Source organism: Sphaerospermopsis sp. FACHB-1194, assembly GCF_014696235.1.
In the GTDB taxonomy this organism is placed as follows: domain Bacteria; phylum Cyanobacteriota; class Cyanobacteriia; order Cyanobacteriales; family Nostocaceae; genus Sphaerospermopsis; species Sphaerospermopsis kisseleviana.
Genome location: NZ_JACJPU010000020.1, coordinates 32,368 through 53,983 on the forward strand (window position 1 = coordinate 32,368; position 21,616 = coordinate 53,983).

Genomic DNA, 21,616 nt, shown 5'->3' on the forward strand with positions numbered 1-21,616 from the left:
ATAATTATCCACGATTTAATAATTCAATCCAAGTAGCAATAGCGCGAAAATATGGTGCATTGTAAGGACTTTTTAAAGAAGTTCTAAAATCATCATTCTTTAATACTTCTCTGGGTAATCTCGATAAAGTATAAGCTATTTTTGGAAGATGCAAATAATAGCGAGTTCCTAAAGCCTCCTCTGATTTTTTATTCTCTTTAAATTTTTCTAAAGCCTGTTCTTGAATTTGTGCAGTGATGAGTAGGTTACGCACAAAATTACGGGAATAATTCACCCCTATATTTTCCTGTTCTAATATCTGCACAAATGGCAGGATACCTAAAAACTCTGGCTTGTTTTCTGAAGATAGATATTTCTTAATATCACTATCAAGATTATCATCATTTATATCTTTTATTCCCAGCCATTCATCCCATTTGAAAACTTGACCAAATAATCCTAAACTATCTCTACCATTTCCTTTAGCTGCATCTTCAGCATGACCAGAAGATTTAGCTGCTTGATAAAGAGGAAATTTGGGTGTATCAATGCTGATTCCACCTGATAGGGTAATGTTTGGATTATATCCTGTATAGGATCGAAAAGATTGATAAACATCAAAGGCAAAATTTACTACTTCATTCCATGCCCCACTAATAAATAAATCATCACCCCCTGCATATATAAATAGTATATTATATTCTTCATCTTTTGGCAATAATTGTTTGATATTTTCGGGAATATTTTTTGATCTTTGTTTTGCTAAACTATTGAGATAAACTTTGAAAAAATAACTCATTTGTCTGGAAATTCCTGCTAATCTAGGTAATGTTTGATTTTCACCTAAACCTTTAGCAAATATTTGTCCTAATCTATCTACATCCATTCTTAAAGATGCAACTCTTTCGATTCCTTTGGCTTTTCCTGCCATTTCTTCAGCACGCATAAAGCCTAATTTACCTTGTTTTCCATAGTTACCTAATAACAAGGGATAAACATTTTTAAAATGCTTAAATTGATAATGTTCTAATGTCCAATCATTGACTAATAGAACCATATCAGCAGTAGGATCTATTTGTTTCCAATTTTCAAATAGATGATAATAGATATTTCCAGGAAATGAAAGTGTATGTAATGTGTTAGCTATATCTTTTTGTTTTGATCTCACAATAGCATTAACTTTAAATAACTGACCTCCTAAATCAAACATACTGCGGCAAGTTCCACAAGCTAAAACTGAATCTGATTCATTGTCATTCAGTGGTTTTAGTTTGTCTGGTTCTACATCGTCACGATGACAAACGCGACACGGTTCATGACTGTAACGTGGTTTGATTAAATCACTAATTTGATCACAAAATTTCTGAGATTTATGAACAGCTAAATTTTTAGTAGCTTTTGACCAATTTTCCGCAAATTTAGAAGCTTGAGAATTTTCCTGAGAACTTTTAGGTTCTGGTTTTAGATCAGATGTGGAAAAACATAAACAGTCTAAAGCTAGAAATACTTTCCCTTCAAATTCCTTTAACAACCATTCATTAAATTGTTGACGTACTTCTTTAATCACACTTTTAACTTCTTTTTTCCCAGAAGCCAAAATATATAAATTACCACCACCTGCATAAATTACATTAGTCCGAGGAAGTTCTAATTTATCTAACAATTGTTGTACGACTTCTTCCGTAACTAACTCTAAATAAAAACTCCTCGCTCTTAATGATTTTAATGCCCCATCGGAAGATATGGTATAAATGAATTTTTGAATCCCTGATAAGTCACCAGCAATTAAAGTAATATTTTTAGATTCAGTATTATTGACTAAAGCTGCTGCAACTGCGGCCGTACTTTTAACCAAGTCTATTAAGGCTATATTTTCCTCCCCAAAACTAATAAATGAGCCAAATTTTTCCACAATTAAAGTTAACAAAGATAGATTTTGATAATCTTCTTGTTCTAAACTATCTAAGGCTGTTTTGATATCTTTTTTTAAACTCTCTAAATCTGGTTTTTTTGTAACTGGATAGGGAATTTTAGGATCATTATTATCTATAGCTTCAGGTATCCAATAATGTTCTTTTGTCTGCTTTTTCTGCTTTTCTTCAGGATTCAAATTCACATAATCAAATAGTAATCTTAAAGCCTGTGGTTCTCCCTGTTTAGGCCAAAATAGAATCTTCTGAGCTTCTTGAATAGCTTCTTTGACAGCATCATCAATACTATCTGAAGCTGATAAAGATAACTTGTTGACAACATCAGACTTAACCCAGTTTGCCAAAACTGCGATCGCTTGTTGAAGAATCTGCAATGTGACTTGATAACTTTTCATCATAAATACTTCTTATTACTACAACTGTAACTCACACCCCCAAACATCTCCGCCCCAAACATCCTCATCTCGCTGTCATCAGTAAATTCTACCTATAAGCTTATATGATTATCACTCAATATGATAACTGAGAATATTACAATCGCTGTAAATAATTAATACAAAGTGTAAACCAGAGTATTTACATATAGTAACAATTGGGTAATGTATTTAATCAATCAAATCTCCCAGCTTATAAGCGGGATTGTGAGTAATACAAATCACATACTTACCCAGCTTTGGGTCATAAAAACCAATTGCACCATAAATATGTGCCAGCTTATGCGCCAAAACAAAAGCCACGGGAATAGATACAGGTCCATTAATTTTCAATAATTGACCCCCTGCTAATTCTCCCGACTGCGCCATTTCCTCTAAGCGTGTCGCTGCATCCTTTACTATTTGGTTGTTTTGGGCAGGTTCGCCAAATTTAATCCGTAAAATTCCCGCTTGTAATTCAATGTTGTAAGTAGTCACGGTTTGCATCTCCAACCAATGACTACATCATACATGACTGTGGAAGTAGCCTATTCTAATGAATTTTATGTAAGAGTTAATGTAGGGACAATTCATGAATTATCCCTAGAAGGGTTTCAGAGCTTGTGTAGAGTTTGCTGAAAATGTAGTAATACAAACAAAAATGTTTTTACACTTAATATTATTTGTAAGCTGTAACTAGGGCTTTTAAAGCTCTATATGTTACATCAGATTTTCAATGATTATATTATAATGATTATATTATGATTTATGCAGGCAAGATGCCTGCACCACGGGAGTTTTAAGGTTATGTGTAGTAAAGATAAAACCATTAAACTATGGAATAATTGGAAGATCGGGACTGGGTAGTAATTGATAATTACCAATTACCAATTACCAATTACCAATCACCAAATTAAAACAATCAGGCGCTACCTGTAAAGGCAACTTCGGGAAACTTCAATTGTGCTTCTGCCATTGGGCGGTTTCTGCCTTCTTCTTGCCAGTAGTTGATCACTTCTGTGGCTTTGTTTAGCAACTCAACGCGATCAACATCAGTAATCCAGTGTTTGGATTCTAACTCTTTTTTCAGTTCTTCCCACGCATCATTACGAGGCCAGAAGAAGTATTTAGTTAAGGGGCTTGTGCCTTTACCAACAACCTGATCAACTGCTAAAGCTACGTTCTCATCTAACCAGAGAATTTTTAAGATAAATTTTGTGGTCAATCGTACCTCCGGGACAAATCCGGCTATAACTTACTAATGTTTGCGACCACTTATTATAACTCAATATCTGTCCCATTGACCAATGAGTTTAAAATGAGTTTAAAAGTCAGCTTGATCTCCCGACTCCTGCCTCCTGTAATCACAAAATTTGTAAAACTACCATAGTCATATCATCAGTATTTTGCCGTTCAGAACCGATAAAATTCTGAACCTTATCAAACAAATAATCAACAATTTCCTGGGGTCCATTGCAATAACGACAAGCAGCATTAAAAGAAGTCACAAAATTATCTTCATCAAAGCGATCGCCACCAGCCGCCGCCGCATCCGTTAAACCATCTGTATAATAAATAACTGTATCCCCTGGTTCTAATTGTGCTTCCCCATTCTCATATTGACTATTTGCATCCAAACCAATCAACATCCCCATAGTATCCAATCTCGTCACTGTTTTAGTAGCAGCGTGCCACCACAAAGGCGGATTATGTGCTGCATTACTATAAGATAACAATCTTGTACGGGGATTATATTCTGAATAAAACAAAGTGACAAACCGGTGAGAATTTTCCAAATCGGCATACATAACACGATTCAAATTTTGCAAAATTCCCGCCGCAGAATTACCATGTAATACTTCACCTCTGAGCATTCCTCGCAACATGGTCATAATTAAACCAGCAGGAACACCTTTACCCATCACATCCCCAATTACCAAAGCCCAACGGGCATCTTCTTTACTGCTATTAAGATTAGATTTAAACTGATTATGATTTGTGGGAATAAAATCATAATAATCTCCACCCACACGATTAGCCGGTTTACAACGTGCAGCCAAAACAGCACCAGGAACATTAGGACATTGACGCGGTAAAAGTCGGCGTTGAATCTCAGCACCAATTTCTAATTCTTGATCTAATCGTTCTTTTTTCCTCAATTCTACTGCTAGTTCATCGTTGTCAATAGCTACCGCTGTTTGATCTGCAACTAACCTTACTAACTTTTGTCTAGTTTCTGTCCAACTATATTCTGGATCACGGCTTAAAACATAAAGCCATCCCCTTTCTGTATGTTTAACTATAATTGCTGTACCAAAAATCTGCACATCTGGTCCTAAATATTGATGCATCTGAGCATCTAAAATTCCTGTGGTTGTCAGTGGTACAGAATTAGGTAACAGTGTAATTTGACTTGTAGCATTTTCTAGGGCTTTGCGGATAATTTTCCGTTGTTGACTATCCTGCCAATGTAGCTGCTCTAACCTAATTTGACCATTTGGTTTATAGAGAAATAGGGCGCTACCTTCAGCATCGGTAACTCTGGTGGCCATGAGAGGAATCAGTTCCAAAAACTGATTCAAATTATTGAAACTTCTGAGAGCAAATCCTAAAGAACTCAGCAAATCTTGAATTTTGTTCTGTTCCCGATGCAGTCTAGCCACAAGTTCTTTCAGTGCCACAACTGGAGTGACATCTGTGGTGGCACTACTATTAATTTCGGTGGAGTGAGAAGGAACTTGAGACACAGGTAAATATACTATTGCATTTAATATTAACAGATGGCAGATTTATGATTTATGAGCAATTTTTTATTTAGTGTTGCTCAATCATATTCGACAAGATTAGTCATTTTAGCAAGAGTAGAAAGATTGAGGATGTAATTTTGAACAGTATTGCATTTGCTGGTTTTATTGTTTGCCATTTATCAGGAGTTTCCGGTCATTGTATTTTTAGTTAAACCCTGTCTAGTATAAAGCAGTAATTTTGATAACGCTATAGACGGCTTACAATTTTTTCATGCCTTAATTAGTAATTCATATATCTGGGGAAATAAAACTTTCTTTTAATCAGAGTCGTTGCTTACACCTACAGAGTAAGTCTGGAGATTTTTCGATGAATGGATTTGAGACTGGCTTGTTAAACCGGGTGTTCCTACTGGAGTGAGACAAAAAATATTTTTCATCCTACCTGTAAACTCCAAAATACAAGTAATAAATTGTAAACATTTAACTGGTATATCATAAATTTCCTGAATATTTACTCAGATATAAATTTTCTATATTCAGTTTATTAGCTGATTAGCTATGAAATTTTGAATGGCTAAATATGTAATTTAGCTCAAGACAAAATATCTAGAATCTATAGGAAATAGAACCTAGACTCAGGATACTCTGGATTCTTTCAACCAAAACCTATATCGAGTGTTTTAGTTAAACCATGATAATTTACATCTGTAAATGGTTAAGAGAGAGTATTTGTATGTAATTTTGCCAGTAGAACCTGATAACTAAGTTAGGAGTCATTAGCTACTTTGTTTACACTCATCCACTTGTGTATGAATACCTTTTACAGTCATCAATGAACCTTGTGCTGTATTAGATGGATCATTGGGCAGTGATAAAAATAGCTTTAGTGTGAAATTCTACCAGAAGTTGGCCATTTTTTGTCAAAAAAAAAGAATTATTTTAATTTATAGGAGTCAGGAGTCAGGAGTCAGGAGTCAGGAGTCAGGAGTCAGGAGGCAGAAGGCAGAAGGCAGAAGGCAGAAGGCAGGAGGCAGAAGGCAGAAGGCAGGAGGCAGAAGGCAGGAGGCAGAAGGCAGGAGGCAGAAGAATTTTAGATTTTAGATTTGATTCATGAAATACAATCCAAAATCCAAAATCCAAAATCCAAAATCCAAAATTGTATCACCAATCACCAATCACCAATCACCAATCACCCATTTAAAAGTGCTTCGACAAATTCATAACTAGAGAATGGACGTAAATCTTCAATTCCTTCTCCAGCACCAATAAAGCGAATAGGTAAGCCTAACTGTTGTACAACTGCTAAAGCTACTCCTCCTTTAGCTGTACCATCTAGCTTGGTTAAGACAACGCCGCTGAGTTGGGCAGCTTGGGAAAATACCTCAGCTTGTCGCAGTCCGTTTTGTCCCAAGGTAGAATCTAAAACTAAGAGAGATTCCACATGGGCATTTGGGGCTTTTTTGTCAATAATTCGACGAATTTTACTTAATTCGTCCATTAAGTTTTTCTTGTTTTGCAGTCTGCCAGCGGTATCTACTAATAATAATTCCGTGCCTCGTGATTGGGCGGCGGCGATCGCATCAAATACCACTGCGGCTGGATCTGTATTCTTCCCAGGATTAGCTATCACTTCTACTCCGCTTCTTGTTCCCCAAACTTTCACTTGTTCTACGGCAGCAGCCCGGAAAGTGTCAGCAGCACCAATTAAGCAATTATAGCCAGATTTTTGGGCTAAATGGGCGATTTTACCGATTGTTGTAGTTTTACCAGCACCGTTAACTCCTGTAATTAACCAAATGGTTAAGTTATCTTTTTCTGGGGCAAAGCTGGATCTGGGTGCTGCTTCAATTGGTGCATCTAGCATATCCCGGAGGATTTGTTTCAGGTAGGCGATCGCCTGTTCTGGTGGGGTGACTTCATCCCGCAATTTTTGCTGTAAAGCATCAATAATAAAATCTGTGGCTTCTACACCCACATCAGCTTGTAAAAGTAATGCTTCAATTTCAGTTACAGCAGCTTGATTTAATGGTCCTTGTCCAACAATGGCTTTGAGTTGGTTAAGGATATTGCGCCGAGTTTTATCTAAACCTTGGCGTAATTTTTTCAACCAGGTAATTTCTTCTATAGAAATATCTTCGGCCTTTCTACCTTGTGCTGCTAAAACTTCTGCTGACCATACAAACCCATCATCAAATTCTATAACGGGAATTTCTGCTGCTGTTTCTGGTGTGGTTGAAGTTGATGTTGAAGTTGGTGTTGAAGTTGGTGTTATTTCCGGTTGTGCAACTTCAACCGCACTGGCTATCAATCTTTCCTGTTTGGCTTGCCTTTCTGCTGCTGCCCGTTCTAAAAACGATAAAGTTGCTGGTTGTTGATCACTAACTGGAGTTTCTGGGCTAGTAACTTCTAATTCCTTAGTATCAGATGTTGCTTCTACTGGTGTTGGTACAGTTACTTCTTCTGCTGGCGCTGCTGCGGTTTCTTCAGTAACAGCAGTTGTTTCTATTGGAGTTGGTGTAACTGTTTCCTCTACAGATGTTTCTGCTTTTTCTTCAGTAACATCTTCAGTAACAGCAGTTGTTTCTGCTGGGGTTGGTGTAACTGCTTCTTCTACAACAACTGTTTCTGCTTTTTCTCCAATAACAGATGCCTCTGCTGGTGCAGTTTCTTGGGGCTGAGATTGTTGTTTTTGCTGAATATTTTTATAAGCAGCTTTAGCATAAGCCAATAGGTCCGCAGTATCAGGTGTAGTTTCTGCGGCTGGTTCTGGCTGTGCTTCTTGTGTAGGCTGAGTTTCCCCCTGTGGTTGTGTTTGAGGGGGTTGAGAAGAATCGTTACGGCGGAACCAATTAAAAACCATTGCAGCAATATTATTAGTTATTAGATATCAATTATCAGTTATTAGTTAGCTAGTCAGGAGTCAGGAGTCAGGAGTCAGGAGTCAGGAGTCAGGAGTCAGGAGTCAGGAGTCAGGAGTCAGGAGTCAGGAGTCAGGAGGAGATTTGAAAATTTCTTTGCCATCTCTTGAAATCCCAAAAAATGCACACTTTTTCCGGTATACCCTTCAAAACCCTTGCACTAATTTCTGTGTTTATCAGCCTCTAACCTTTGATATATCAAGGTTTTAGGTTTATTCAGCAAACCCTATTTATTTTGGATTTTGGATTTTGAATTTTGGATTGTTTTTGTTAACTCCAATCTAAAATCTAAAATCTAAAATCTAAAATTTTCTTCCCCAGTCACCAGTCACCAGTCACCAGTCACCAGTCACCAGTCACCAGTCACCTGCTATATCAGTTTAATTTAATTTGCCACTTTTTCCGGAGTGGGAAGTTTTCCAAATATCCTCACTTTTAACGCACTCAAAGATCGGGAAGAAGTGAGGATATCACTCTATGCTATTTGTTTCTGCTCTGTGACACGACGTAGAACACCATTAATAAAGCGATGTCCGTCATCTCCACTGTAGCGTTTAGCTAATTCTACGGCTTCGTTGATGGCAATACTGGCGGGAACTGCCATAAAGTTCATTTCGGCTACAGCAATTTGTAGGATATCCCGATCTATTTGGGCTAGTCGTGTTACTTGCCAATCTACTAAAGCTCCAGAAATTATTTGATCAATAACGTTGCGGTTTTCATCAACGGTGATCACTATTTCTTTAGCATAATTGCGAACTTCCTTATCTTGATTGGCTAACTGAATCAATTCTGGAAAATCAACGGCTGTACCCAATTGGTTGATAGCTGTTTGGGTACAAGTGATCGCTTCTTGCAGCATGGTTCTAGCTGTATTCAGGTCAGAAGCCCGCGTTTGACTGGTTAAAAGGCGATCATTACTGCGTTGCAGTTCTGCGGCTGCACTATTCAGGGTGTCTTGCACTTCTGTAGTCAAAGTGCGGACTGCACCCAAAACTAATTTGGCTACCAGTTGTTCATCTGGCAGTTTCTCTAATTTTTTGGGGTTGACTGGCAGCTGGCTGAGGCTTAACAATGCCAGTTCTCTGGCTATTTGCTGGGGTTTACGACGTTGCATAATGCTGGTTCTGGTTAGGGAAGAAGTAATGAAGTAAATGGGGCAAACTTATTAATATATCAAGTTTGACATATTTTAACAATTAGATTATCTGTTGGTAATTGGTAATTGGTAATTGGTAATTGGTAATGGGTATTAGGACTTACGCAAGATGTGACTGAAAACCTTATTCTTGCGTAGGGGTAATTCATGAATTACCCTCAATACTTGAAAAAGTGTGCATTTTTTTGGATTTTGAGAGATCGTAAAGAAATTTTCCAACCTCCTCCTGACTCCTGTACGGGCGTTCGCGAAGCGTGCTGGAAGCATCAGCATTCGGACGATAAATTATCAATTTTTATCACAGGTTATTTTCCTGTAAGGGCGAAGCATTCGGACGATAAATTATCAATTTTTATCACAGGCTATTTTCCTGTAAGGGCGAAGCATTCGGACGATAAATTATCAATTTTTATCACAGGCTATTTTCCTGTAAGGGCGAAGCATTCGGGCGATAAATTATCAATTTTTATCACAGGTTATTTTCCTGTAAGGGCGAAGCATTCGGGCGATAAATTATCAATTTTTATCACAGGTTATTTTCCTGTAAGGGCGAAGCATTCGGGGGATAAATTATCAATTTTTATCACAGGCTATTTTCCTGTAAGGGCGAAGCTTGAGGGGGATAAATTATCAATTTTTATCACAGGTTATTTTCCGAATGCTTCGCCCCTACGACTCCTGACTCCTATTCCCTCATGAAAGGACTTTTTCAGCAAACCCTAGTTAAGTGTTGTGGTGCGGGCATCTTGCCCGCTAGACTGATACAAATTAAATGTACAACAGCTTATTTCTTCCAGCAAAGTGATGTGCGCCTTGTATGTGTTATGACTGTAGACGCAACTGCTAAGAATCAAAAATAAGAAAAAATCAGGCTTCTTCTACAGAAATAACGTGACTTTTGGGTTCTATGGCTGACACTGCGGTTGGTAAAACCAATGGGGATATGCCATTATTGGGGGCGACTATACCTCCTGAGACTACTATTTTAAAAGCGTCTTCTATAGATATTGAGAGGTTTACTACTTCATCTTCTCGAACCAGTGCATACCATCCAGTGGTAGGGTTAGGTGTGGTGGGGATAAAAACGCTCAACAGCGGTTGATTCATCTGGGTTTGGATATCGCTACTCACTGCACCAGTGACAAAGGCGATCGCCCAAATTCCTTTTCTGGGATACTCTAATAAAACGACACGGCGAAATTTACCATTGGAATCTTTGAGTATTGTTTCTAATAATTGCTTGAGGGTTTTGTATACCTGACCAGCTAAGGGTATAGCTTGCAGTATTCTCTCCCCAAAATCTAGCAACCACTTACCAACTATATTCCGAGCCATCAAACCAATGACTAGGATGCTCAATAGTGGTACTGCCAGTCCAACTAGCAAATTCAATAAATTGACTAATATCGGATGTAGACCATCAAAGGGATTTAGCTGTTTGGGGATTTGGGTGAGAAAGTTTACTACCCAACTGGCAATAGTAATGGTCAGCCAGATGGTAGTTGCTAGGGGAATTACCACCAACAAACCAGCAATCAGGTCATTTTTTAAGTCCTGTTTCAGCCGTTCAATTACCAAGCCCCGATTCTCCTTTTTTTAGGCTACTAAAATTTTTCAACTTCTCTGTAATTGCATTTGACTATGATGAGACAAGTTTAATCGCATCCCATCACCCATAATCAAATGAATAGCTATGGATTATGATATTTGGTTAACCAGTGTTACTTTTCTTTGTAATTCTGGTAAATGATTGTTACCAGTTTCTCAGGTACTATTAATCCTAACGCGGTATCTGACCAGATGCTCAAATTTATCAGATCAAAAGTATAGATTATATTTATCGCCATTTACAACTGGGGATCACAAGGTGAAGGTGGGGATTTTCTGATGACAATTTAAATAACTTTTATTAAGAATATTAATTTTTGGCGCGGAGTCAGGAGTCAGGAGTCAGGAGGAGAATTAAAAACATTTTTTCATTTCTGGCTGCCCACAAAAGTTAAATGCTTCGCAGTGAGTGTCATTGGTCAGTTAGCGACTTGTACTGAGGGAAGTCGAAGTAAGTCGAAGTAAATCCCTCAGTGCTAGTTGGGAAGTGGGAGTAGTTTTAAGGTTTACACTTGTCTGCCGTGAAGCGCGGCTTTTTCAATTTCCAATTGCCTAAAATCCTTTACCTGTAATATTTTCATGTTTATTCAGCAAACTCTATTGAAAATTTACTGATGGCTTAACCTAGTGGGGCTTTAGGTTTACGATTTTGTAATGCACCTATTTCTTTTAATCCTTTTAATCCTGTCCAACCGATGATGGTATAACCAATAGCTAAAATCAAACTGCTAATACCTATCCTTAGTCCAGACATCCAAGCAGTATTTTTTGCTTGTTTTTGAGCTTCTTCCTTACGTTGGCGAATTTCAGTAATTTTTTGTTCTTTGCGTTGGCGAATTTCACTGGTCGTTTGTTGAGCTAGTTGATTAGGATCTGTTTGTTGGGCAAGAAATTTATCCAGTTCTTGGGGGTTGGCTTTAAATTTTTTCAGTAGTTCTTTTTGTTCTGGGGGTAGTTGAGGATTTTCTAGTGCTTGCTTATATCTCTGCTCATCCTTTAATATTTGAGTGAGTTGTGCTTTTACTTGACTTCTAGCTTGTTCTAGTTGAGCTTTAGCTTGATCATTATTTAACTGACTTTGAAATTCAGATAGTTGGCTGTTCAGCCGGGTTTCTGCTTGTTGGGCTTCTTGGTTGGTTTGGTTTTCTAATTGTTGAGCTTCTTGGGAAATTTGGTTGACTCGTTGTGTACTTGCTTGACGGACATTGTTGAGGTGGAAGGGAAAAATTAACAAAAACATTAAACCTAAGATACTGGCAAGTATCATAGAAGGTAATCTTAAATCTAGACCTGAGCGATCGCCTCCAGTCTCTAATTTATCTAACCAATATGCGGCCGATATTATCCCTAAACCCACCAGTGGAACAATTCCCCGATCAACTAGGGCGGTTGTGAAACCTATTTGTATTTGTTTATCAGTGAGACTGAAACCCAATAACAAAATCACAAAATCAACAAAAAACGACAAGATACAAACTATCCCAACTACTTTGAGTATAAGGGAACTATTGAAGGACGAAACACGGTTAACCATAATTTTTGTAAAGTAAGGTTTGGGTCAATAAAGCTAATGGCCATTTATCAGGGTACACTGTTCCCAAACAAGTAAATCTTCTGGACGGTCAACATCTGCTAATGTAGGTAGGTTTACAAAAGACAAATGAAGTTCCTGGGCGATTGTGACTGTTTGTGATAACACTTGATTAGTTCCCCAGGAAATGCTAGTAAACAAGTCTAAAATTGGTTTTTGCAACCCAATTAAGTAATAACCGCCGTCTATAGCTGGTCCTAGCACGAGGTCAGAGGTTTGTAATTGCTCAAAGGCTGATGCTAAAATCTGGGAATTTAGACCAGGACAATCAGTACCAATGATGATTACCTGTTCTGCATTGTTACTGAAAGCATCTACAAGCGATCGCATCATCCGCTGACCTAAGTCCCCTTCACCTTGAGTTTGATATACAAAACCAACACCTAACCAATTTTGCATTAATTCCCAATTACCCCCAGCAAACCGCACTTCCACAGTTATAGCAGATATCTTTTGTAATTCTTGCACCTGTAATATGGTATGTTCAGTCATTTGCTTTTGCAGATCAGCCGCACCAACTTCACCCAAAGCAGGTATCAGTCTGGTTTTGGTCTTCCCTGGTTCTGGATAACGGGTAAAAATAATTAGATGCTGTTTTGGGATATTTAGTAATTTCTGCACAGCAGCGCCCTTTTTCACAAGTTTAAAGTCACAAGTTAAAAAATTGGGAATTGGGAATTGGGAATTGGGAATTGGGAATTGGGAATTGGGAAGAGAAAAATCTTCATTCTGACTCCTGACTCCTATTCCTTAGCAACTTGGTTAATAACAATATTTACCATCTTCAGGAGTCGGATTTTCTTTTGCGGTTCGCAATGCTCCTAAAATTTCAGTAATTGTACTGAATTAGTGAAGTAGGGGCAAACCCCCCGTGGTTGCCCGAAAAACAGGGGTAGGCACGGAGGCGCTACCCCTACTTCCTTGAAAAGTGAAGATTAAGTAGAAAGGCGCGAAAAAAACAGAAGCATATAACAAAAAGCAAATTTGTCTAAAAACCTCTTCCCTGCTGCCTTCTCATCACGACAATTTTTAACCCTGACTACTTAATAGTGATTTAAATTGATACCAGCTTCTTTAGCCATTGCTTCTATACCTTTGCTATCTAGGGTTTTAATCGCTTTGGTAGAGAGTTTTAGTTTCACCCAACGATTACCACCAGGCCACCAAACGCGCTTAGTTTGCAAATTAGCGTGTTGTAAACGCTTGGTACGACGGTGAGAGTGGGAAACGGCCATTGCGTTATTAGCCTTTTTACCAGTAAGTTCACAACGACGGGACATGAAAAACCTCCAAAATTCTATTCTATTTAAGTACAACCTTTCTATTTTAGATCATGAATAAACAACGGCTCAAAAAACTATTAATTGGGGATTTTACTGGGAAGCGGATGATTCGGTCTTTTGTTGTAATCTATACCTTATTTGCGGTCTATGTGTATTTTCGTGCGGATAGCATGATTTTTTTACCCCAACCTTCCAGCTATGAGGATACAAAAGACATTATTAAGCTGAAAACGAGGGAAAATCAGCAAATTTCCGCAGTTTATTTACCAAACCCTACTGCTAAGTACACTATTCTTTATGTTCATGGAAATGCTGAAGACTTAGGACATATTAGAGCAACTTTAAAAAAAATACGGGATGTGGGTTTTAGTGTCTTTGCTTATGACTATCGGGGTTATGGTACGAGTCAGGGAACACCTACAGAAAATGCTGCTTATCAAGATATTGATACTGCTTATAATTATTTAACGGAAGATTTAAAAATCAAACCAGAGCAAATTATAGTTTTTGGACGTTCTGTAGGGGGAGGTTCAGCGATAGACTTAGCAGCAAGAAAACCGATAGCGGGTTTAATTATTGAAAGTACCTTTACTTCTGCTTTTCGGGTAGTTGTACCTTTTCCCATTTTACCATTTGATAAGTTTAATAATTTAGAGAAGATCAAAAAAGTCAAAGTTCCGGTTTTAGTGATGCACGGTAAGTTAGATGATATTGTTCCTTTTGAGCATGGGGAAAAATTGTTTGCTGCTGTCACTACACCGAAACTTTATTTGTGGGTAGAAGATGCAAATCATAATGATTTTTTTGAGGTTGCACAAGAAAAGTATGGTCAGAAATTGAGGGAGTTTGCTGAATTAGTATCTAAAAATTAAATCCTGCTTCTAATTTCTAAAATTTCTAATTCCTGACTCCTGTAAGGGCGTTCGCGAAGCGTGCTGGAAGCATCAGCATTCGGACGATAAATTATCAATTTTTATCACAGGTTATTTTCCTGTAAGGGCGAAGCATTCGGACGATAAATTATCAATTTTTATCACAGGTTATTTTCCGAATGCTTCGCCCCTACGACTCCTTAAAAATTAATTATTCCGCCAAATTCTGCCATCATTTCTTCTAAGAGTTCTTCCATCATTTCTTCTCTGAGGGAACGCAAACTGGATGGACCTTCTAGAAATTCTTTGATGGTAATTTTCTTGTCTCTAAAGTTCTGAATAAAATCACGAATATCAACTACAATTTCAATTTGAGATTCTAATTGCTGCAACATTACACCTGTGGCATCAATTCCGTGTTTAGCAGCTTTGCGAGCATCAGAAACCATTGCTCCTTCAGGAGTATTTTTAGCTAATCTTAGTTCCTGTTTTAATTTCTCATATTGAGTTTTGAGAATTTCATTTTGCTGTTCTAAATTTTTACATCTGCGATTTAAATCATCTTCGTTATTATTATCAATATTTTCCCCTAGCTGATGTTGTCTTTCGATTTCTAATAGTCTGGCTAAATCTCCTTCTTGGTAAGCTTTATTAATTTCTTTCATGATCTCTGTATGAGATTTATGTGTTTCAGAATCTTGTACTTTGTCTGGATGAAAGATTTCTGCTAGTTTTAAAAATGTCTGTCTAATTTTTCGAGAATCTTCACTTCTACTAGCAGAGGTTGATTCAACTTCCTGTTGTGAATCCCAATATTGATTTTGACGATGTTGATGATTGTCTGTTTCTGGGTTTTCAAACATTTCATCTAGTTCAGTATCTTCATCTTCACTTACAGCTTTGGGGCTAATTATTCCTGACATTTGTAAATTCATGTACAGGGATTCTATTTTGTTTTGAGTTTGTTTACCAAATTTTCTAGTAGTCAGAATTTCCTGAAATAACCCATGAATTTCTTGATCTAAATCTGACATTTTTCGGAAACAAGGACTGGCTTTTTGAAATATTTCTGTAGCTAGAGAACGCATTTTTTCAACAAAATTATTGATTTCCGTGCGCTTTTTCTTAATCTGTTTTAATAAGGATTGATGTTCTTTTTCTAGAGATGCTAAATATATATGCAGGTCAGAAAGTGCTAGGGTGGTGGTTGTTGGGGGTGTTGGTGATGCAGACTTGGTTTTTTTAGGCATAAAATTGGGAATGGGGAATTGGCAAGAGTTGATTAATTTAATTTTACAATGCCCCATGCCCAATTATCTATTTAATTGTACTTGGGATATCCAAGCACCGTGAAAACCATAGGGTACTCTTTGGGGAATAATTACTCTTGCAACTGGTTCACCGGTGATATCTTGAGCATTGATAACTACTAATTCAGAAGTTTGTGAATTTTCATCATAAACAAAAGTAACTAACCAACCATCATCTTCTGTGGTTGCATTTGTGGTTGTATTTAAACGAGGTGCAAATACAGTTTCACCACCATAACGCCCTTCTCCAAATTCATGGGTTTGGGTTTTGCCATCTTGGAAATTATACTTAATTACACCATCAAATAAAGGCATAAGACTATTAGCCATTTTGCCAGCATAACCGTATTGGGTTTTTCTCCCTAGCAGGTTTTCGTTAACACGGGGAAATTCTGTGGGTACGTCATCTAACTTTTCTTCCGTGACTGTACCTGTTTTGAGGTGAAAACGCCAACGATGTAAGAGGGGTATATTTGCGGTGGGATCATTTGTTGAGATATTGGTTTCTAATACGGTGGTAGAACTCATGCGACAAGCGATAAGGATGATTTCGTCTTCTTTTTCATAGGCGTTCATGGTGTGGAAAACGTAACAGGAAGGACTCTCAAACCAACGGATATTGCTGTTGTCTCCGTGACGGGGTAAAATGCCAAAACGACTGGGGCGATCGCTCTCAAACATCATCATTGGTTCTCCCCTTTGCATCCGTTCTACACTGAATGTCAGGGGTAAATCCATGAAAATGGTATAATTTTCAGTAATGGCGAAGTCGTGCATCATTACCCCTATTGGTAGTTCAATGGGTACAGTCTGCAATATTTCCCCTTGTGCAGAAACTACGCCATATTGTAAGTACGGGGGTGCAAAGGAATAACCAAAGAACATCATTTCCCCGGTAACTGGGTCTACTTTGGGATGGGCGGTAAAAGGGGAAGTTAGTTTATGATTGTAAGTATATTCTCCTATGGTTTGTAATTCAGGAAGTTGAATATTATGGGGTGATCCTCCTTCCCACAATGCTAAAAATTGTCCAGCGTGCCAAACTAAGGCAGTATTAGCGGTGTTTTTCCCTGGTCCATAAGGGTTGTCCATTTGCGGTGGTTCTAAAAGTCCACTCCAAACAGCTTTCCCTACTTGGTTTTCAATGTTCCAACCTCTAGTACGCACATAACGGTTACGATAAATAGCTTTACCATTGGTAATTTCTACACCGTGTAACATTCCATCACCATCAAACCAGTGATATTGTCCTATGGGTGAATGTTGGGGGTTTGGTCCATTACGAACAAACATCCCGGAAAGGTCGGGGGGTAGTTCACCAATGACTTGGAGGTTTTCTGCGGTAATTTCTTGGCTAACTGGGGCAAAATTCCCATCTAAATAGGCATTTACTAAGGTGGTGGTCATTGTTATTGTTGAGTTTTATAACGCACTTTCTCTAATATAGCTATTTCCCAAAATCTAAAATCTAAAATCTAAAATCTAAAATCTAAAATCTAAAATCTAAAATTGTTATGAGTTTAACTCTTTACCTACTCCGTCACGGTGAAACAGAATGTAGCCGCAATCATGCTTTTTGTGGTTCGATAGATTCAGAATTAACTCCTGAAGGTGTAAAAATATCAGATTTGATATCGAAGCTTGGACATTGGAACTAGGAACAGGAATGCAGGTAAAACCTGATTCAGTTGCTAAAGGTTTACGGGGTATAAAAAACTATTTAGCACACAAAGGGGTTTTACAAATTAGTGATTTGATGCTACCAGAAACACTATCCCATAAAATCTATTTTGCATCCAGTAGCAAGAGAAAAAGATATTATGCGATCGCAGGTGGTATGATTCAATCTAGAGTTGAATTGGGTAGTGCTGTCAAAGCGGGAGATAGGCTGTATCAAATTATCAGCTTTAATAAAGAAGGGAAATTACCTACTATAATTGATGTTGGCACTGAAACTGATGGATTGGTTTATGATATATCAACAAACTAGGCTGTAAATCAAGGTGAGTTTGTCCTGGGAGTGCTTGAAGAATAAATTGCCAGAATTTGGGAGTTAGGAGTCAGAATACTTGTAGTTTTATAATTTTCACAAATTTGTCTTATGGCTGAGATATTTTTGACGTGGGAATGAAAATAGATGCAGTAATAGATTAAACTAAGAATAAGGACATACTCGCACCTAACAATGTGATTCTATGTTTGTGATTCTATGTCTGTTTTATTTTCGGGAAAAAACCAATCTATTTTAATTTGAAAATATAAAGGTGTAATCAAACGTGAGTAATATTGATAATTATAGTTTTACAGTTGCTGAAGAATTTGCGATTCCCCAAGCACCAGCTAATTTTAAATCTGGGTTTATCGGTATTATTGGTCGTCCTAATGTCGGTAAATCTACTTTGATGAATCAATTAATAGGACAAAAAATAGCGATTACTTCACCAGTAGCGCAAACTACTAGAAATCGGTTAAGGGGAATTTTAACTACTGAGAAAGCGCAGTTAATTTTTGTGGATACTCCAGGGATTCATAAACCACATCATCAACTGGGGGAAGTGCTAGTACAAAATGCCAAAATAGCCATTGAATCGGTAGATGTGGTATTGTTTGTAGTTGATGGAACAGCGGTTTGTGGTGGAGGCGATCGCTTTATTGCTGAGTTATTAAGTCGGAGTGAAATTCCGGTAATTTTGGGTATTAATAAAATAGATCAACAACCAGCAGATTCTGAAAAAATAGATAATAGTTATATTGAATTAGCAAGAGAAAATGAATGGCAAATTCTCAAATTTTCAGCGGTGAATGGTGAGGGTTTACTAGAACTGCAAGATTTATTAATTGCACATTTAGAACCTGGTCCTTTTTATTATCCACCAGATTTGGTGACAGATCAACCGGAAAGATTTATTATGGGGGAATTAATCAGGGAACAGATTTTATTGTTGACTCGTGAAGAAGTACCTCATTCAGTGGCGATCGCCATTGACTTAGTAGAAGAAACCCCAACTATTACCCGTGTTATGGCAACTATTCACGTAGAAAGAGATTCCCAAAAAGGAATTTTAATTGGTAAAGGTGGGACAATGTTAAAATCTATTGGTAGTGCTGCGCGTGAACAAATCCAAAAACTAATTGCGGGTAAAGTTTATTTAGAGTTGTTTGTGAAAGTGCAACCAAAATGGCGACATTCACGGGTGAGGTTAGCAGAGTTAGGATATAGGGTGGAAGAATAGAAGATGGGGGAATGGGGATTTTGTCTGAATCAGGATTTTCAGGATATCTTCTTTGCGACTTTGCTCCTTAGCGACTTTGCGCGAAATAGATTTTTGTGTGAATTAGGATTTCCAGGATTTGAGGATTTTCAGGATGTTATTTGATGATGGTTGGTTACGCACAAGTCACTAAATAAATAACGAACCGCAAAGGACGCAAAGGACACAAAGGAAAGAGGTTTTTAGAGAGATTTGTCATTTTCATCCTGTACATCCTTTAATCCTGGACATCCTGATTCAGACAAAAATATCATCCACCCATCATTTTCAATCAAGCAAATATTTGATTTACTGTTAACTTTAAATAGTTTTGTGTGAATTAAGAAATTAAGAGATTTTCTATACCTGTTGTGTTTCCTGCAATAGAGACTTGAATCACTCTACTATATTGTAATCGCCATTGTAAAGCATTGGAAATAGTCAGATAGCCAATTTCTGGAGGTTCACGTAAAATTCTTTCTGCAAGTGTTTCTCTACCAATTTCGTCTAACGGAAAATTTCGTTCTTCTAAAAAAGCGACCACATCATCTTTATTACCATGACGGCGTAAAATTTCTTGTAAACCGTAGCTAGTTTGATAATCTCCAGTACGTTTTTTATCTACAAAAACAACGTTTTGAAAGTTTAGATTTGCAGTACGAGAATTATGGTCATCATTTTTTTCATAACTAAATATTAATAGATGATAACCTAAACCATATACTTTTTGACTGGCATTTTTAAAGGGACATGAAGATTGAGGTTGTCGGATTGAAGTTACTTTTAAATCAACTTCTAAACCAGGAAAATCTATTCCTAACGCTGCACTACCAAGAGTGTAATCATACCTCGTTGATAAATATTGATTAAAAGCAGATTCTACGTAAGTTCCTACAGCTTTTCCATCTGTAACTCCATATAAATTATAAATTGGTGTTGCACTCAGTTCTAAGCAAAAACTACGTGCAGCTATTTTCAACGATTCAAGTGTGAGTAATTCCATATTTTGCAGAATACATCAAATAAAGAGATAAAAAACTAAATAGCTAAAGTTAACTGTTGGTAATTAGATTTAGTAAACTCAATATTTTTTTTACCAATTCTTTTACATACCCATTCTACACAAGCAGGAACAATTGCATTACCAAACAAAGCATATTGATCATAAATTTTTGCTTCTCTACACCAATGATCAGGAAAACCCATTAACCGCGCATATTCAATGTTAGTTAAACGTCGATATTTATCATTTACTTTATAGCGTTCATAGTGTCTGGAAGTAGAAGCAGTTAATGTTGATGCAATACCATTAATACCAAATATTGTATAACCCAGTCTTGAACCTCCATCCTGATTATATAATATCTCTACTCCTTGACAATAACGATTCACAGCCTTACTTTTTTTAATCCTTTCTAAAGTATCAATTGTAAAATCAAATTGAGGTTCTATTGCTGTCTCATCTTGCAAAATATCTTTTAGCATTTTTCTGGGTTTAATATCTGGTAATAGCGACATATTGCGAGTAAACATTTTATTTTTATAAGCAATTCCCCAATTACCATTCTTGCCTTTACTTTCAGCTATAGGGGACATATATTTTTCTATGAGAAAATCTATATCTTCTAGATTTATCAAATCTTTTTGGGTTAAAAATACAGATGTTTTTTCTAAAAAATCACAATTGATATTGACAGAATTAAACTTAGTACCAAAAATAAAAATTCTTTCTCGATTTTGAGGAATACTAAAACTAATAGGACTAATGATTCTCCATTCAATTAAATAATCTAATTCAGATAAGGCATTTAAAATAACTTTGAAGTGATAACCATTTTCCATTGTTAAAAGTCTTTTGACATTTTCCAATAAAAAATACTGTGGTTGTTTTACAGCTATAATTTCCACAATACGTTCAAATAATGTTCCTCTAACCTGATCTCTAACTCCTAGTTTTTTACCAGCAGGGCTAAAAGGTTGACAAGGAAAACCAGCAGTTAAAAGATTATGATTAGGTATATCGGATATAGCAATATTATTAATGTCACCTAAAACAATAGAATCATCACCAAAATTACTCTGATAAACTTGACAAGATAATTCATTAATATCATTTGCCCAAATAGTTTGAATATTAGCAGATTCCAAACCTAAACGAAAACCTCCAATACCTGCAAATAACTCTATAGCCGTTAATAATTCTTGTGTTTTTTCTGTTTTCATTAACTTCTAAAAATAGCTTCGTTTTCTTTGTGGTTCAATGATTACTATAGCAAAGTATGGGAACTAGAAAAACCCAGGAATGAATTAATTTTATCTTTGCGTCTCAACGTCACTACCTTAACAATTCTTAACCCCAAAATCCCAAAAAAGTTTCAACACCCTTTTTTAGCCCGAAATTATTGAGAATGGTTGCGAATGACTCAACGTATTTTCAAGGGTCTTGACTTCTGACAGGGTTGTGTTATGATAGGTTTTATAATAATCCAAGGGAGTAGTATTGTCTGAATCAGAACATCCAGGATTTAAGGATTTTCAGGATAAGAACGCAGAT

19 protein-coding genes and 1 pseudogene are annotated in these 21,616 nt (G+C 37.0%); 6 read left to right on the plus strand and 14 right to left on the minus strand.

The window, feature by feature from the left end:
- Positions 1–4: 4 nt before the first annotated feature.
- The 4 genes from cas10 to H6F45_RS13295 form a co-directional block, all read right to left on the minus strand.
- Positions 5–2,308, minus strand: coding sequence for a type III-A CRISPR-associated protein Cas10/Csm1 (gene cas10 / locus H6F45_RS13280; RefSeq protein WP_190347400.1), 2,304 nt, complete (start codon positions 2,306–2,308; stop codon positions 5–7).
- Between the two features lie 207 nt (positions 2,309–2,515).
- A complete protein-coding gene (locus tag H6F45_RS27335) occupies positions 2,516–2,821 on the minus strand; it encodes a CRISPR-associated protein Csx3 (RefSeq protein ID WP_190347401.1) in 306 nt (101 codons plus the stop codon).
- 424 nt (positions 2,822–3,245) lie between these two features.
- Positions 3,246–3,548, minus strand: a complete 303-nt coding sequence (locus tag H6F45_RS13290; RefSeq protein WP_096569556.1) for a 30S ribosomal protein PSRP-3 — start codon at positions 3,546–3,548, stop codon at positions 3,246–3,248.
- A 139-nt stretch (positions 3,549–3,687) separates the two neighbouring features.
- The gene (locus tag H6F45_RS13295) at positions 3,688–5,070 is read right to left on the minus strand and encodes a PP2C family protein-serine/threonine phosphatase (protein ID WP_190347402.1); all 1,383 of its coding nucleotides are present in this window, start codon (positions 5,068–5,070) and stop codon (positions 3,688–3,690) included.
- A 906-nt stretch (positions 5,071–5,976) separates the two neighbouring features.
- Here H6F45_RS13295 and H6F45_RS13300 point away from each other — a divergent pair.
- Entirely contained in the window at positions 5,977–6,171 is a 195-nt protein-coding gene (locus H6F45_RS13300) for a hypothetical protein (RefSeq protein ID WP_190347403.1), read from the plus strand.
- 88 nt (positions 6,172–6,259) lie between these two features.
- Here H6F45_RS13300 and ftsY read toward each other — a convergent pair whose 3' ends face one another.
- Together ftsY and nusB are read right to left on the minus strand one after the other, a co-directional pair.
- A complete protein-coding gene (ftsY, locus tag H6F45_RS13305) occupies positions 6,260–7,930 on the minus strand; it encodes a signal recognition particle-docking protein FtsY (protein ID WP_137669217.1) in 1,671 nt (556 codons plus the stop codon).
- 533 nt (positions 7,931–8,463) lie between these two features.
- Positions 8,464–9,105, minus strand: coding sequence for a transcription antitermination factor NusB (nusB, locus tag H6F45_RS13310; RefSeq protein WP_096569565.1), 642 nt, complete (start codon positions 9,103–9,105; stop codon positions 8,464–8,466).
- 189 nt (positions 9,106–9,294) lie between these two features.
- Between nusB and H6F45_RS13315 the strand changes: the two genes are divergently transcribed.
- Positions 9,295–9,846 carry a hypothetical protein gene (locus H6F45_RS13315; protein ID WP_190347404.1) on the plus strand — a complete coding sequence of 184 codons (552 nt, stop codon included), beginning with the start codon at positions 9,295–9,297 and terminating at the stop codon, positions 9,844–9,846.
- A gap of 168 nt (positions 9,847–10,014) precedes the next feature.
- Here the strand turns inward: H6F45_RS13315 and H6F45_RS13320 are convergent, their stop codons facing one another.
- From H6F45_RS13320 to rpmB, 4 genes are all read right to left on the minus strand, one after another.
- Entirely contained in the window at positions 10,015–10,725 is a 711-nt protein-coding gene (locus tag H6F45_RS13320) for a DUF502 domain-containing protein (protein WP_096569568.1), read from the minus strand.
- A 649-nt stretch (positions 10,726–11,374) separates the two neighbouring features.
- Positions 11,375–12,289, minus strand: coding sequence for an HpsJ family protein (locus H6F45_RS13325; RefSeq protein WP_190347405.1), 915 nt, complete (start codon positions 12,287–12,289; stop codon positions 11,375–11,377).
- Between the two features lie 33 nt (positions 12,290–12,322).
- Entirely contained in the window at positions 12,323–12,967 is a 645-nt protein-coding gene (locus H6F45_RS13330; RefSeq protein ID WP_096572729.1) for a TIGR04282 family arsenosugar biosynthesis glycosyltransferase, read from the minus strand.
- Between the two features lie 422 nt (positions 12,968–13,389).
- A complete protein-coding gene (gene rpmB / locus H6F45_RS13335; protein WP_096569572.1) occupies positions 13,390–13,626 on the minus strand; it encodes a 50S ribosomal protein L28 in 237 nt (78 codons plus the stop codon).
- 53 nt (positions 13,627–13,679) lie between these two features.
- Between rpmB and H6F45_RS13340 the strand changes: the two genes are divergently transcribed.
- The gene (locus H6F45_RS13340) at positions 13,680–14,501 is read left to right on the plus strand and encodes an alpha/beta hydrolase (protein WP_190347406.1); all 822 of its coding nucleotides are present in this window, start codon (positions 13,680–13,682) and stop codon (positions 14,499–14,501) included.
- Positions 14,502–14,701: 200 nt separating this feature from the next.
- Here H6F45_RS13340 and H6F45_RS13345 read toward each other — a convergent pair whose 3' ends face one another.
- Both H6F45_RS13345 and H6F45_RS13350 read right to left on the minus strand, forming a co-directional pair.
- Positions 14,702–15,751 carry a J domain-containing protein gene (locus H6F45_RS13345; RefSeq protein WP_190347407.1) on the minus strand — a complete coding sequence of 350 codons (1,050 nt, stop codon included), beginning with the start codon at positions 15,749–15,751 and terminating at the stop codon, positions 14,702–14,704.
- A 63-nt stretch (positions 15,752–15,814) separates the two neighbouring features.
- Positions 15,815–17,218: a carotenoid oxygenase family protein gene (locus H6F45_RS13350; protein WP_190347408.1), complete on the minus strand. Its 1,404-nt coding sequence runs from the start codon at positions 17,216–17,218 to the stop codon at positions 15,815–15,817.
- Positions 17,219–17,325: 107 nt separating this feature from the next.
- Between H6F45_RS13350 and H6F45_RS13355 the strand changes: the two genes are divergently transcribed.
- The 3 genes and pseudogenes from H6F45_RS13355 to era all read left to right on the plus strand — a co-directional run bounded on the left by H6F45_RS13355 (position 17,326) and on the right by era (position 19,044).
- A complete protein-coding gene (locus H6F45_RS13355) occupies positions 17,326–17,469 on the plus strand; it encodes a histidine phosphatase family protein (RefSeq protein WP_137669262.1) in 144 nt (47 codons plus the stop codon).
- A pseudogene (locus H6F45_RS13360) lies at positions 17,427–17,801 on the plus strand (succinylglutamate desuccinylase/aspartoacylase family protein); the annotation flags it as partial. The gene H6F45_RS13355 and the pseudogene H6F45_RS13360, both read left to right, overlap by 43 nt.
- A 286-nt stretch (positions 17,802–18,087) precedes the next feature.
- Positions 18,088–19,044 carry a GTPase Era gene (era, locus tag H6F45_RS13365; RefSeq protein WP_137669264.1) on the plus strand — a complete coding sequence of 319 codons (957 nt, stop codon included), beginning with the start codon at positions 18,088–18,090 and terminating at the stop codon, positions 19,042–19,044.
- 358 nt (positions 19,045–19,402) lie between these two features.
- On the opposite strand, the gene H6F45_RS13370 is transcribed toward era, so the two are convergent.
- Both H6F45_RS13370 and dcm read right to left on the minus strand, forming a co-directional pair.
- Positions 19,403–20,065, minus strand: a complete 663-nt coding sequence (locus H6F45_RS13370) for a restriction endonuclease (protein WP_190347409.1) — start codon at positions 20,063–20,065, stop codon at positions 19,403–19,405.
- A gap of 35 nt (positions 20,066–20,100) precedes the next feature.
- Complete coding sequence (gene dcm, locus H6F45_RS13375) at positions 20,101–21,285, minus strand: DNA (cytosine-5-)-methyltransferase (protein ID WP_190347410.1); 1,185 nt, start codon at positions 21,283–21,285, stop codon at positions 20,101–20,103.
- Positions 21,286–21,616: the final 331 nt, after the last annotated feature.

What these genes read in the sequence shown, in the direction of transcription:
- cas10 (WP_190347400.1), bottom strand. Translation starts at nt 2,308, where the DNA reads ATGATGAAAAGTTATCAAGTCACATTGCAGATTCTTCAACAAGCGATC.
- H6F45_RS13370 (WP_190347409.1), bottom strand. Translation starts at nt 20,065, where the DNA reads ATGGAATTACTCACACTTGAATCGTTGAAAATAGCTGCACGTAGTTTT.
- rpmB (WP_096569572.1), bottom strand. Translation starts at nt 13,626, where the DNA reads ATGTCCCGTCGTTGTGAACTTACTGGTAAAAAGGCTAATAACGCAATG.
- H6F45_RS13315 (WP_190347404.1), top strand. Translation starts at nt 9,295, where the DNA reads ATGAATTACCCTCAATACTTGAAAAAGTGTGCATTTTTTTGGATTTTG.
- nusB (WP_096569565.1), bottom strand. Translation starts at nt 9,105, where the DNA reads ATGCAACGTCGTAAACCCCAGCAAATAGCCAGAGAACTGGCATTGTTA.
- H6F45_RS13340 (WP_190347406.1), top strand. Translation starts at nt 13,680, where the DNA reads ATGAATAAACAACGGCTCAAAAAACTATTAATTGGGGATTTTACTGGG.
- H6F45_RS13345 (WP_190347407.1), bottom strand. Translation starts at nt 15,751, where the DNA reads ATGCCTAAAAAAACCAAGTCTGCATCACCAACACCCCCAACAACCACC.
- H6F45_RS13325 (WP_190347405.1), bottom strand. Translation starts at nt 12,289, where the DNA reads ATGGTTAACCGTGTTTCGTCCTTCAATAGTTCCCTTATACTCAAAGTA.
- H6F45_RS13355 (WP_137669262.1), top strand. Translation starts at nt 17,326, where the DNA reads ATGAGTTTAACTCTTTACCTACTCCGTCACGGTGAAACAGAATGTAGC.
- dcm (WP_190347410.1), bottom strand. Translation starts at nt 21,285, where the DNA reads ATGAAAACAGAAAAAACACAAGAATTATTAACGGCTATAGAGTTATTT.
- H6F45_RS13350 (WP_190347408.1), bottom strand. Translation starts at nt 17,218, where the DNA reads ATGACCACCACCTTAGTAAATGCCTATTTAGATGGGAATTTTGCCCCA.
- ftsY (WP_137669217.1), bottom strand. Translation starts at nt 7,930, where the DNA reads ATGGTTTTTAATTGGTTCCGCCGTAACGATTCTTCTCAACCCCCTCAA.